This is a genomic window from Anabaena azotica FACHB-119 (assembly GCF_014697625.1).
In the GTDB taxonomy this organism is placed as follows: domain Bacteria; phylum Cyanobacteriota; class Cyanobacteriia; order Cyanobacteriales; family Nostocaceae; genus Trichormus; species Trichormus azoticus_A.
Genome location: NZ_JACJSG010000006.1, coordinates 91055 through 104229, shown reverse-complemented (window position 1 = coordinate 104229; position 13175 = coordinate 91055). Strand labels below are relative to the sequence as shown.

At 41.8% G+C, this 13175-nt stretch carries 11 protein-coding genes; 8 read left to right on the top strand and 3 right to left on the bottom strand.

Annotated elements, in window-relative coordinates; translation table 11 throughout:
• Positions 1–5 precede the first annotated feature (5 nt).
• From H6G83_RS05895 to cas6, 8 genes are all read left to right on the top strand, one after another.
• Positions 6–2204: an anthranilate synthase gene (locus H6G83_RS05895; RefSeq protein WP_190468382.1), complete on the top strand. Its 2199-nt coding sequence runs from the start codon at positions 6–8 to the stop codon at positions 2202–2204.
• 54 nt (positions 2205–2258) lie between these two features.
• A complete protein-coding gene (gene trpC, locus H6G83_RS05890) occupies positions 2259–3083 on the top strand; it encodes an indole-3-glycerol phosphate synthase TrpC (protein ID WP_190468380.1) in 825 nt (274 codons plus the stop codon).
• A gap of 238 nt (positions 3084–3321) precedes the next feature.
• Positions 3322–4146, top strand: a complete 825-nt coding sequence (trpA, locus tag H6G83_RS05885; RefSeq protein ID WP_190468378.1) for a tryptophan synthase subunit alpha — start codon at positions 3322–3324, stop codon at positions 4144–4146.
• 475 nt (positions 4147–4621) lie between these two features.
• A complete protein-coding gene (trpB, locus tag H6G83_RS05880) occupies positions 4622–5848 on the top strand; it encodes a tryptophan synthase subunit beta (RefSeq protein WP_190468375.1) in 1227 nt (408 codons plus the stop codon).
• Positions 5849–5926: 78 nt separating this feature from the next.
• Positions 5927–7024, top strand: coding sequence for an anthranilate phosphoribosyltransferase (gene trpD, locus H6G83_RS05875; RefSeq protein ID WP_190468374.1), 1098 nt, complete (start codon positions 5927–5929; stop codon positions 7022–7024).
• Between the two features lie 305 nt (positions 7025–7329).
• Positions 7330–8394 (top strand): 3-deoxy-7-phosphoheptulonate synthase, encoded by a 1065-nt coding sequence (gene aroF / locus H6G83_RS05870; RefSeq protein WP_190468372.1) that lies wholly within the window; start codon positions 7330–7332, stop codon positions 8392–8394.
• 532 nt (positions 8395–8926) lie between these two features.
• A complete protein-coding gene (locus tag H6G83_RS05865) occupies positions 8927–10117 on the top strand; it encodes a hypothetical protein (protein WP_190468370.1) in 1191 nt (396 codons plus the stop codon).
• Between the two features lie 195 nt (positions 10118–10312).
• Entirely contained in the window at positions 10313–11425 is a 1113-nt protein-coding gene (gene cas6 / locus H6G83_RS05860; RefSeq protein ID WP_190468368.1) for a CRISPR-associated endoribonuclease Cas6, read from the top strand.
• A gap of 89 nt (positions 11426–11514) precedes the next feature.
• Here cas6 and H6G83_RS05855 read toward each other — a convergent pair whose 3' ends face one another.
• The 3 genes from H6G83_RS05855 to H6G83_RS05845 all read right to left on the bottom strand — a co-directional run bounded on the left by H6G83_RS05855 (position 11515) and on the right by H6G83_RS05845 (position 13089).
• Complete coding sequence (locus H6G83_RS05855) at positions 11515–11820, bottom strand: transcriptional regulator (RefSeq protein ID WP_190468366.1); 306 nt, start codon at positions 11818–11820, stop codon at positions 11515–11517.
• A 340-nt stretch (positions 11821–12160) separates the two neighbouring features.
• Positions 12161–12457: a type II toxin-antitoxin system Phd/YefM family antitoxin gene (locus H6G83_RS05850; RefSeq protein WP_190468365.1), complete on the bottom strand. Its 297-nt coding sequence runs from the start codon at positions 12455–12457 to the stop codon at positions 12161–12163.
• Positions 12458–12624: 167 nt separating this feature from the next.
• Positions 12625–13089, bottom strand: a complete 465-nt coding sequence (locus H6G83_RS05845; protein WP_190468363.1) for a Txe/YoeB family addiction module toxin — start codon at positions 13087–13089, stop codon at positions 12625–12627.
• Between the last annotated feature and the right edge of the window lie 86 nt (positions 13090–13175).

The window sequence follows — 13175 nt, the reverse complement described above, 5'->3', positions numbered from 1 at the left end:
TATCTATGATTGCCGATTCCCATGATTATACAACCCTTGGGGGTGTTCATGTCTCACGCTTCATCACTCCAGTAAAGATGGAGACAGCCCTGGAAGAGATTCTATTCTATTTAAACTCGCAGCGTGGCGGCTTGCTGACCAGTAGTTATGAGTATCCAGGTAGATATAAGAGATGGGCAATAGGATTTGTCAATCCACCTCTAGAATTAACTACAAGAGAAAATACTTTTACGATCACAGCATTAAGCGATCGCGGTCAGATACTCTTACCAGTAATATTTGAGCGTCTATCTCAATCAGAACAACTCGAAGAACTTACACAAAATTATCACCAACTAACTGGATTAGTTAAACCAGCAAATAAATTCTTTACAGAAGAAGAACGCAGTAAACAACCTTCAACATTTACTGTAATTCGCGAAATTCTCCATATCTTCTCTAGTCCAGAAGACGAACATTTAGGCTTGTATGGCGCATTTGGTTACGATTTAGTATTCCAATTTGAGCAAATCAACAAACACCTAGAACGTCCTCAAGACCAAAGAGATTTAGTCCTCTATTTACCTGACCAACTGGTAGTGGTAGATTACTATCAACAACAAGCATTCAGGGTAGAGTATGACTTTGTGACCGAGTATGGCAGCACTGATGATATCCCACGCACTGGAGAGTCTATTGACTATCGAGGTCAACGCCTCACACCTACACAAAATGGTGATCACAAAATAGGCGAATATTCTAAATTAGTAGAATATGCCCTCGATTATTTCCGTCGGGGTGACTTATTTGAAGTAGTCCCTAGTCAAAACTTCTTCACACCCTGCGAAGCACTACCCAGCAAACTATTTGAAACCCTCAAACAAATTAACCCCAGCCCCTACGGATTTATTTTTAACCTGGGTGGGGAATACATCATCGGTGCATCACCAGAGATGTTTGTCCGGGTGGAAGGTCGCCGTGTAGAAACCTGTCCAATTAGTGGTACAATCAGCCGGGGACAGGATGCTTTGGATGATGCTGTACAAATTCGTCAGTTACTCAACTCCCACAAAGACGAAGCAGAGTTGACAATGTGTACAGACGTAGACCGCAATGATAAATCTCGTATTTGCGAACCCGGTTCAGTACGAGTCATCGGTCGCCGTCAGATTGAATTGTATAGCCACTTAATCCATACTGTAGACCATGTAGAAGGCATACTGCGACCAGAGTTTGATGCTTTGGATGCTTTCCTCAGCCATACTTGGGCGGTAACAGTCACAGGCGCACCCAAACGGGCAGCCATTCAGTTTATCGAACAGCATGAACGCAGCGCCCGACGTTGGTATGGTGGTGCAGTTGGGTATCTCAGCTTTAACGGTGATTTGAATACAGGGTTAATTCTGCGGACAATTAGATTGCAAGATTCAATCGCCGAGGTGCGAGTTGGTGCTACTTTATTATATGACTCCATACCTCAAGCAGAAGAACAAGAAACCATTACCAAAGCTGCGGCTGCATTTGAAACAATTCGCCGTGCTAAACAAACAAATGTAAAAATCGAAGATTGTGGTACTGCAAAACTCAGCAAATGTGTTCCTGATGTCGAACCAGGTAAACGTGTCTTACTTATCGACCATGAAGACTCATTTGTGCATACCCTAGCTAACTACATCCGTTCTACAGGTGCAACCGTCACCACACTGCGTCACGGCTTCCCCGAATCACTATTTGATACTGAACGCCCAGACCTAGTAGTTTTATCTCCTGGCCCTGGTAGACCGAGTGATTTTAAAGTGCCAGAAGTAGTTGCTGCTTGCGTTCGTCGCCAAATCCCCTTGTTCGGTGTCTGCTTAGGACTGCAAGGTATTGTGGAAGCTTTCGGTGGTGAGTTAGGTGTACTTAACTACCCACAACATGGTAAATCCTCTAGGATTTTCGTGACCGCACCCAATTCTGTCTTGTTCCAAGGTTTACCCGAATCTTTTCCCGTCGGTAGATATCATTCCTTATTTGCACTAGCGCAACGCTTACCAAAAGAACTCAAGGTGACAGCGATTTCTGATGATGAAGTGATTATGGCGATCGAACATCAGACACTTCCTATCGCCGCAGTTCAATTCCATCCAGAGTCAATTATGACTTTAGCTGGTGAAGTTGGTTTAGCAATGATTAAAAATGTAGTGCGGACTTATACGCAGTCATTGGTAATTGGTAATTGGTAATTGGTAATTGGTAATTGGTAATTGGTTTTTCTTCCCCACTTCCCCCACTCCACTATGACTAACCAAATTGCACCCCCTCGCCACATTCTCCAAGAGATTGTGCTACATAAACAGCAAGAAGTCGCGCAGTTGCAACAAGAATTACCTTTAACTGCTTTGCAACAACAGTTAGAGACTGCGCCGCCTGTGCGGAATTTCTTAAAAGCTTTGCAGGAAAATTCTCACAAACCTAGCTTGATTGCTGAGGTGAAAAAAGCCTCGCCTAGTCGTGGTATTATTCGGGCAGATTTTGACCCAGTGGCGATCGCACAATCTTACGAAAAAGGTGGTGCAGCTTGTCTATCTGTCTTGACTGACGAAAAGTTCTTTCAAGGTGGTTTCCACAATCTCCGGGTTGTACGTCAGCAAGTTTCGCTACCCCTGCTATGTAAGGAGTTCATTATTGACCCTTACCAAATATATCTCGCCAGAACTGCGGGTGCAGATGCGGTATTGTTGATTGCAGCCATCCTTGCGGATGAAGAACTGCAAAACTTTCTCCAGCTAATTCACGATTTGGGTATGAATGCACTCATAGAAGTTCATACTTTAGCTGAATTAGATCGAGTCCTCCAACTAAAAGATTTACGTTTGTTGGGAATAAATAACCGCAACTTGGAAGATTTTACAGTTGATTTAAAAATCACACAGCAACTCTTAAGCCAGCGACAGCAACAAATCCAAAGTTTGGATATTACCATTGTCAGCGAGTCGGGAATCTATACACCAGCCGATTTATCATTTGTCGCTGAAGTTGGGGCGCGTTCTGTGTTAGTTGGTGAGTCTTTAGTTAAACAAACTGACGTTGAACAAGCAACCCGTAGTTTGTTATTAACTTAAAAATCCTCTGTGCTTCTGTGGTGGATTATATATTTGTCTCACGCAAAGGCGCAAAGACACAAAGGAACTGAGAAGGCTTCTTGCAGAGGTTAAGTTTAGGAGAAAGGTAAGTGAAATAATTTAAGCTTTCTCCCTTAACCCTTTTCTTAATCATTGGTCAACACTTCTTGAGCTTCAGTGCAGCGCTGTCAACTGTCAACTGTCAACTGTCAACTCTCTCCAATACCTAACCAAAACAATGACGACAATTTCTGAACGTTTTCAAGTTTTACGCCAGCGTCAACAATGCGCTTTGATTCCTTTTATCACGGCTGGTGATCCTGATTTAGATACTACCGCCGAGGCTTTACGCATTTTAGACCGTAATGGTGCTGATTTTATTGAGTTGGGTGTGCCTTATTCTGATCCTTTGGCTGATGGGCCAGTTATTCAAGCCGCCGCAACTCGCGCTTTGCAAAAGGGAACTAAATTAGAGCAAGTTTTAGAGATAGTGGCAGATGTTAGTCCTAGTCTGCAAGCACCAATAATTTTATTTACTTACTACAACCCAATTTTGCATCGTGGAATTAAGTCGTTTTTAGCAACCATTGCGGCGGTTGGGGTGCGTGGTTTGGTAGTACCAGATTTACCTTTGGAAGAGGCAGAAGAATTAATTACAACTGCTGCTAGTTTTAATATTGAGGTGATTTTGCTGGTCGCACCTACCAGTTCTCAGGATAGAATTGAGGCGATCGCAAGTCAATCACAAGGTTTCATTTATTTAGTCAGTGTCACAGGTGTTACAGGTATCCGTTCTCAAATCCAAGACCGTGTACAGCACTTGGTAACAGACTTACGCAAAGTTACCGACAAACCCATTGGTGTAGGTTTTGGTATCTCTGGCCCAGAACAAGCGCGTCAAGTCAAAGAATGGGGTGCAGATGCGGTAATTGTTGGTAGCGCCTTCGTTAAACGTTTAGCAGAAGGTAGCCCAGCCGCAGGATTACAAGCTATAGAAGAACTTAGCAAAGAATTGAAACAAGCGATCGCGCCAGCTTTGGAACCAGTGGGTTCAGCGAGATAATTCAACGTGAGTTCGACAAGCGTTGTTTTGACCTCACCCCCAACCCCTCTCCTACGAGGAGAGGGGAGTAAGACGGTGATTTGTTCGTTTCTCCTCCCTCTTCTAAAAGGCGAGGGAGGTTGGGAGGGAGAGGTTCATCGAACTCACGTTAATTCAAAATTCAAAACTAAGTGACTGTAGTGGCGTGACCGGGCTAAAAGGTTGCAAAGAATTTTCTTGTGGTGTAGGCATCTTGCCTGCACTGGACGGGCAAGATGCCCATCCCACAAGAGTTTGCTAATGCACAAATTTAGTCTAGACAGTCCAGTAGGGTGCGTCAGCCCCAATAATTTCGTACAAATTCAAGTATTTTTCACATCTGACGCACCCTACCCCTGTTCGTAGTAAGGACTTTAGTCCTTAGAGAATTAAAGAAGGGCTAGAGCCGCTTACTACAAACTTCTAAAAAATACTTGAACGTAAGAGGATTCAAATTGTGGTAAGCACTCCAGATATTCAAACGACTGCACGTCCTGACTCTTTAGGTAGATTTGGCAAGTTTGGCGGTAAGTACGTTCCTGAAACTTTAATGCCTGCTTTGAGCGAGTTGGAAACAGCTTATCAAAAATATCGTGATGATGCTGGTTTTCAAACTGAGTTACAAAATTTACTCCGCGACTATGTGGGCAGACCTAGCCCTTTATACTTTGCTGAACGTCTGACAGAATATTACGCTAGACCAGATGGGACTGGGGCGCAAATTTACTTAAAGCGAGAAGATTTAAATCATACAGGCGCACATAAAATTAACAATGCTTTGGCTCAGGTGTTGTTAGCTAAACGCATGGGTAAGCAAAGGATTATTGCGGAAACTGGTGCAGGACAGCATGGTGTAGCAACTGCAACAGTATGTGCGCGTTTCGGGTTGGACTGTGTGATTTACATGGGCATCCATGATATGCAGCGCCAAGCCCTGAACGTATTTCGGATGAAGTTGATGGGGGCTGAGGTTCGTCCGGTGGAAGCTGGTACAGGAACTCTCAAAGATGCGACTTCCGAAGCTATTCGGGATTGGGTGACTAATGTAGAAACTACTCACTACATCCTGGGTTCTGTGGCTGGGCCTCATCCCTATCCAATGATTGTCCGTGACTTCCACGCGATTATCGGTAAGGAAACTCGTGTACAATGTCAGGAGAAATGGGGCGGTTTACCAGATATTCTTTTGGCTTGTGTGGGTGGCGGTTCCAATGCTATTGGTTTGTTCCACGAGTTTGTTGATGAGCCTTCTATCCGTCTGATTGGTGTGGAAGCTGCTGGAGAGGGTGTGAACACAGAGAAGCACGCCGCAACTTTGACTCTGGGAAGAGTGGGAGTGCTGCACGGTGCAATGAGCTATGTTCTACAAGATGATGATGGTCAAGTGATTGAAGCTCACTCAATCAGTGCTGGACTAGATTATCCTGGTGTGGGGCCAGAGCATAGCTATTTGAAGGATTTGCAACGGGCTGAATATTACAGTGTGACTGATAAGGAAGCTTTAGAGGGATTCCAGAGATTGTCACGGTTGGAAGGTATTATCCCAGCTTTGGAAACATCTCATGCGATCGCCTATTTAGAAACCCTCTGTCCTCAACTGAGTGGTAGTCCTCGCATTGTCATCAACTGTTCTGGTAGAGGTGACAAGGATGTGCAAACTGTGGCGAAGGTTCTCAGCTATTAACAGTTATCAGTTACCAGTTATCAGCTACTTACACCTTGATAACTGTTGACTGAGTTAGTTCATTCACTATTAAAGAATATGGTAGCTATAACTCAAACCTCACTTGATAACATCTCTGTTACTTCTGATTCTCAGGACTGGTCGGCTATTTTACAACAATTGCTCAAACGGCAATCTTTGACTGTTGCTCAAGCTACAGATTTGATGCAAGGTTGGCTGACAGATACTATTCCCCCGGTCTTATCAGGCGCTATCTTAGCAGCAATTCAAGCCAAGGGCGTATCCACTGAAGAATTAGTGGGCATGGCTAGGGTTCTACAATCTCAGGGCTTAGGTGGTGGGAAAGAATCTACTCAATACGCAGTCCCCCTGATTGATACTTGCGGAACTGGTGGTGATGGTGCTTCAACCTTTAATATTTCTACTGCGGTGGCTTTTGTAGCCGCCGCCGCCGGGGTGAAGGTTGCTAAACATGGGAATCGTTCTGCCTCTAGCAAGACTGGTTCTGCTGATGTGTTGGAAGCTTTGGGAATCAATCTCAATGCTGATCCAGCGAAGGTACAAGGGGCTGTAGATGAGGTGGGGATTACCTTTTTGTTCGCTCCTGGCTGGCATCCCGCACTGAAGACGGTGGCTACTTTACGCAAAACTTTGAAGGTGCGGACTATTTTTAACTTGCTGGGGCCTTTGGTTAATCCTCTGCGTCCAACGGGACAAATTATTGGTGTGAATGACCCGTTGTTAATTGAGGAAATCGCCCAAGCTTTATCACAATTGGGATGCCGCCGGGCGATCGCACTCCACGGACGGGAAAGGTTGGATGAGGCTGGTTTGGCGGATGCAACTGATTTAGCCGTCCTGCAAGATGGAACTGTCAGTTGTTTTACACTCTATCCTCAAGATTTAGGGTTAAACCATGCACCAACTGAAGCCTTAGCTGGTGGAGATGTGGCAGAAAATGCCGAAATCTTGAAGGCTGTTCTCCAAGGTAAAGGTACTCCAGCACAGCAAGATGTAGTAGCTTTAAATACAGCCTTAGCATTGCAAGTTGGGGAAGCGATCGCCGCAACAGATATTGTAGAAGCTTCTGTTAAAGCGATCGCTATTGCTAGAGAAGTCTTACAAAGTGGTGCTGCTTGGACAAAGTTAGAACAACTGGCTGAATTTTTGCGTTGAGGGTGTAGGGGTGTAAGGGTTTAAGGGAAAGAACTCATAATTAAATCAAGATACCTAATAAATACTGTTCTTCTCCTAATCCCTACACCCTAACCAAACGTGAGTTCGATGAACCTCTCCCTCCCAACCTCCCTCTCCTCGTAGGAGAGGGAGGAGAAACGAAAAAATCACCCTCTTACTCCCCTCTCCTCGTAGGAGAGGGGTTGGGGGAGAGGTCAAAACAACGCTGGTCGAACTCACGTTAACCAAAACCTTGATTTCTAGATTTCATACGTAAGTTATAACAGGTATAAGAGGAAGCAGACATGATTGTCATACTTAAGAATGGAACACCTCATGAAGAAGTTACTCGCATTAGCCAAGGTCTAAGTGAGGTTTGGGGTGTAACTGTGGAAAAGAGTGTCGGAAAACATAAAATCATTTTGGGCATCATTGGTGACACTGCAACTATTGATACTTTACAAATTCAAGAGTTTAGCCCTTGGATTCAACAAGTGATGCGTGTGCAGAAGCCTTTCAAGCGGGCTAGTAGAGAGTTCCGTTATGGGGAACCCGGTGAAGTTATTATTGATACACCTAATGAGCGCATCCACATTGGCGAAAATCATCCTTTGGTGGTGGTGGCTGGGCCTTGTTCTGTGGAGAATGAGGAAATGATTGTGGAAACAGCAAGGCGGGTGAAGGCTGCGGGAGCTAAGTTTTTACGCGGTGGGGCTTACAAACCCCGGACTTCTCCTTATGCTTTCCAAGGACATGGGGAAAGTGCTTTGGAGTTGTTGGCGGCGGCGCGTGAAGTAACTGGTTTAGGTATTATCACGGAAGTTATGGATACTGCTGATTTAGCAGCTGTAGCTAGAGTAGCTGATGTGATTCAAGTAGGGGCGCGAAATATGCAGAACTTCGCGTTGCTGAAAAAGGTGGGCGCTCAAGATAAGCCTGTACTGCTGAAGCGGGGGATGTCTGCTACTATCGATGAGTGGTTGATGGCGGCTGAGTATATCCTGGCTGCGGGAAATCCGAATGTGATTCTGTGCGAACGGGGTGTGAGAACTTTTGATAGTAAGTATGCGCGGAATACTTTGGATTTGGCTGTGATTCCGATTTTGCGATCGCTGACTCACCTACCGATTATGATTGACCCTAGTCATGGTACAGGTAAATCTGAATATGTGCCACCAATGGCATTAGGTGCGATCGCTGCGGGTACAGATGCTTTAATGATTGAAGTTCACCCCAACCCTGCTAGAGCGTTATCAGATGGGCCTCAATCTTTAACTCCTGAAAGATTTGACCGTTTAGCGCAGGAAATGTCAGTAATTAGCAAGGTTGTTGGACGTGCGCCTCAACCTGCTTTAGCTAATGCTATTTAGTTAGACTGTAAGTGTTGATGTAATTCCACCTCAATAAATGGTTAGCGCATGATATTCAAGCCAAGTCATACGCCAATTATTTATTGAATGTGGATTTTTTCTTGTTTGACTAGAATTTAGAAAAAACTAAAAATAAGTTATTTGTTCATTATTATATCAAAAAATATATCATTGTGATAAATATAAGTATCATTTTAATATTTTTTTGTAATTGCAACTTTTTTAACTTAACACTAAGCGAAATTTTGCCTGGAAAGGCTATCACTAAAAAATGATAGCTTGCAGTTGGATTTATATCAAGTTCAGCTAATTACTTATAATATGGTTGTTTTGGTCGGTAATGGGTAATAGCTAATAGGTAATTGTTTTCTACCATTAGCAGTTACCAATTACCAATTACCAACCCCGAAGATATGATAAGTGATTAAGCGAACATGATATAACTCATCAAAAGCACCAGTAAATTCTGGAATAAATATATTTCATATTCCAGAAATAGTAAATTTTAAAAAATTGAGGAGGATGTTTTTTTATGACAGATTCAACCAATACTGGCAATGGTGATCTGAATGCTCTACTTGCACAGTCTCCTTGGGGAGAATTACTTAACCTTGGTGTAGATTCAGACCAGTTAATTCAATCTTTTAGTAATGCTTTCAATGGGAATAATTCTGGCACTGGTAGCTCCAATGCTGGTAATAGCGAATTTTACAGGAATTTCTTTGCTAATTTTAGCAATTCCAATGCTTCTGGTAGTTCATCTAATGATGCTAACTTTTGGGCTAGTCTGATTCAATCTGGTGGCAACAATCCCTATGCAAGCGGTGAAAACCCCTTTGAAATTGGTAATAATTATTCTACACCCAATAGCTCATATGTTGGTAATGACAATAAAGATTTAGGAACTAATAACGCAACTATTGGCAATAACAATTCCAATTTTGCCAATAATAGCGCCACAATTGGTAATGAAAATTCTAATTACAATAGTAATAATACTACAATTGGTAACAGTAATCAGACATACGGCGGTTATAATACCATACTTGGCAATAGTAACTGGTATGCAAGTGATGGCAGCAATAATGCAACTTTAGGTAATGAAAATTCTTACAAGGGAAGTGATAATGCCACTATCGGCAATAATAATTTGTATTCAGATAGCAGCAATAATAATGTAACGTTAGGTAATAATAATTCGTACTATGGTCAAAATGGGACAACTATCGGTAACGGCAACCAGGATTTTGGTAGTAACAACATCATCATTGGTAATAACAATTTGGTTTTAACTAGCAACAATATAATCATTGGTAATAATTTGGTAGTGGATACAGATAATACAAATATTGGAGTTGGTAGTAATATAAGCAATTTAGGCTCCTTTGCACAAGATACTAGGAGAGAAATTAATGAGATAATTAACTCAGCAGTGGGAAGTATGGGTGAGAATTTTGTTGTGTTAACAGGAAATTTCAATGAAGATGCAACTCAAACATATAACCAACTGATTCTTTCCAGAAATAATTCTAATAGTAATCTAGGGAATAATATTGACGAGCTTGTAACTTTATTCAGGGGTGTGGTTACTCAGTCGCCTTATCAGCCTGTGACAAATCCTCAGTCTGTACCAGAATCTATTTCTTCTGTACCTTTAATAGTAGTTGGTTTTGTTTGTTTGCTGTTATCGAGGTTTAAGAGAGGATTAAAGGTTGTTGGTTAGAGGTAACAGGTTATTGCTTTGTTGTAGTAGGGATTTTTAGGACTAAAGTCCTTACTACGAGCGAAGTGCATGAGGATGCGATCGCAATTTTCGGCATATCTCGTTTAAAGACTTATAATATCTGTGATGTTGGTAATGGGAAAACTATTTACTTATTACCATCTTTATTGTAAGTTATTAAACAAGCTAGATAGAATGCCTCGAATTGCTAAGAAAAAAATTAATCATCAGCTAGCTGGAACTGACTGGTCGCCAGAGTCAGAATTAGTGGGGTTGGAATTTGAGCTAGTGACAAATGAGGATGTTTTGCTGTATCCTCAGTACACAATTGGACTCCATGCTTGGTTTCTTGACCAAGTACGTTCCACAGACCCGGAACTTTCGGCTTACCTACATGATGGTGAGTCAGAAAAGCCTTTTACTATCTCTGCGTTAGATGGTGAGTTGGTGAGTAGTGGTAAGCAGTTAAAGCTGTTCCCTAACAGGACTTATCGCTGGTATGTAACTGGGTTGTCGGGTCGAGTAACAACATGGTTGGCGCAGTGGATGACAAATTTACCTCCTGAAGTAAATTTACGTAACGCACCTTTACAAATTATTGCTTGTAATGTGGTTTTTGCACCTACAACTTATGCACAATTACTCAATTCTCAGCTAGAGGCTAATATTGCACTCCAATTTTTAAGCCCTACGAGTTTTCGGCGTAAAGGTCATCACTTACCGTTACCAGTTCCGGTGAATGTGTTTCATAGCTACCTGCGCCGTTGGAATGATTTTGCAGCTACCCCTGTTGACCAGGATACATTTTTGGCTTGGGTAGATGAATATGTGTTAATTACTCGTCACCAAATAGCAACGGTGAAAGTGTTGGCGGGAAAGAAAGGTGCGGTGACAGGTTTTACAGGTGCGGTGGAATTTGGCTTGGCGAAAGAAGCATACGATAAACCGGAGTTTTGTACAATGTTTTCGGCTTTAGGAAAGTTAGCACCCTATTGTGGTACTGGTCATAAAACTACGTTCGGTTTAGGTCAAACCCGCTTGGGTTGGTCATCACAAGCGGTAGCTGATGTGCCGAATGTGGAAAGTTTGCTGGCTAAGAGAATTGAGGAGTTGACTGATATATTTAAAGGACAACGCAAACGTACTGGAGGCGATCGCGCTATTGAGGTAGCATCAACATGGGCGACTATTTTAGCACGTCGGGAAATGGGGGAGTCTTTGCAAGTGGTAGCGGAAGATTTGCAAATGCCTTATGAAACTGTGAAAACTTACGCCAAGCTAGCCCGGCGGGCGTTGAAGGTTGAGTGATAGTTTTTTTGTTTCACGCAGAGGCGCATTCGCGTAGCGTCTCGTAGAGAAGACGCAAAGAAGGTAACAAGAGTATACAGGGTTGTGTTTTAGTTGAATTGAGTAAGAACAATTTCTTTATCAGGAAATTCAGCTACTAATTTCAGGCTGCCACCAAGAGCTTTAATATAATTCGATAGTGTAGATATTTGCATATCCTCTTGTGTTTCCAATTCAGAAATAGCAGAGTCAAAAACGCTGAGGTCGTTTTCTAAATTATCATTTGTCAATGCTAAAGACTGCTTCAGTTCCATCAAGTTAAGATGAAGCAGCATCATTTTAGCGCGAGTTTCATTCTCTGCTCTTCGCTCAGGTGTCATTCGCTTTCGCAATTCGCTGTAAGGCTTTCTTGTCATGTAACTGCTCTTAACCCTCTTTCCTCAGCCTTGAAAAAATAAACAATTATTCTCAGTTTCAGTCAACACAAAAACAAGCTTTTACCTCTCAGTTTTAGAACATAGTTAATCAGCTTTTTACTTTAATCCCCTTGCGGGGAAGTAGTGAACTCTGATGTAAACAGTTGATTCACTTTATAGAAACCTGTTTCAATCCCTTTACAAGGAATATTTATAAATGAAACAGAGGTTTCTATATCCTTTAATCTTAGCGGCAATTTGAATTTAAATCAAGCTTTTGGACTATGAAAGCAGCAAAATCTTACTTGTGAAGTATACAAAGCAAAGTCTATATCTAAATCTAATCTTCTTCATCATTCTCTAATTCCTCAAGCAGTTCCTCAAGTGTCTGAGGTTGAAGTTCCCCTGATTCTACTTCTTCCAAAGCCGCAAATAGACGTACTGCATTGTCTGGAGAGCTAAGTAGGTAAAGAGTTTCTTTCATACTAATTAACTCATCAGCAGCAATAAGAGCAACATTTTCACTACCTTCTCTTTCGATAATTACAACATCACGGCTTAAAATAACTTCATTGCAGAGTTCGTCTAAGTTGGCTTGAGCTTTGGCATAATTGATTTTTTGACAAATTTTAGACATTTTCTTAAATACCTCAAACAGCTACGCTCTCTTCTATCAAGGATCATAGTGAAAATCATCCAATAATTCAAAGCATCTAACCATGAAGCCAATCAAAGCAGAGAATAAAACTGCTCTGATTGGCAATATAACACTCCAACTTCAGTTACTCATTTGTAACTACTGCTTTATTTCTTCTTATAATGGAAGCGAGCTTGGAGAAAATAAATTGTATTATCTGCTACAGCGTAAACTAGACGATGTGTGCCATTTATTTCACGCGAACGTTTTTTGTAGCCTTGATAATACTCATGTATTAGAATTTCTGGATTGCCTTTACCAACACAGTCAAAAGGCTTGGATTGAATTTCCCGTATTAGTTCCTGAATGCGGTTATACTTTGCTTGACAGTGCTTTTTCCAGTATTTCAGGTCTTCCTTAAATTGCTTAGTAAAGACTGATATATACTCTAGTTGATAGTTTTCAGAACCATCAGAATATTGTGTCATAGCTGTATTACCTTTCCGCAAACAGGAGCTATATAGTGAATTAACGGTTAAATCAGAGTCAGGAGTAATTCCTGAAGGATAATCAAGGTTATTAGATGCTTCCAAGGGTGGAGTATCTACGTGTAAGTATTTTTGTTTGTACATCTATTTACTTGTTACTAAAGGTACAATGAGTGAATGTCCCTTGCATTTTATTATTACAGATGAAACTAAGAAATGGTAAATAACAT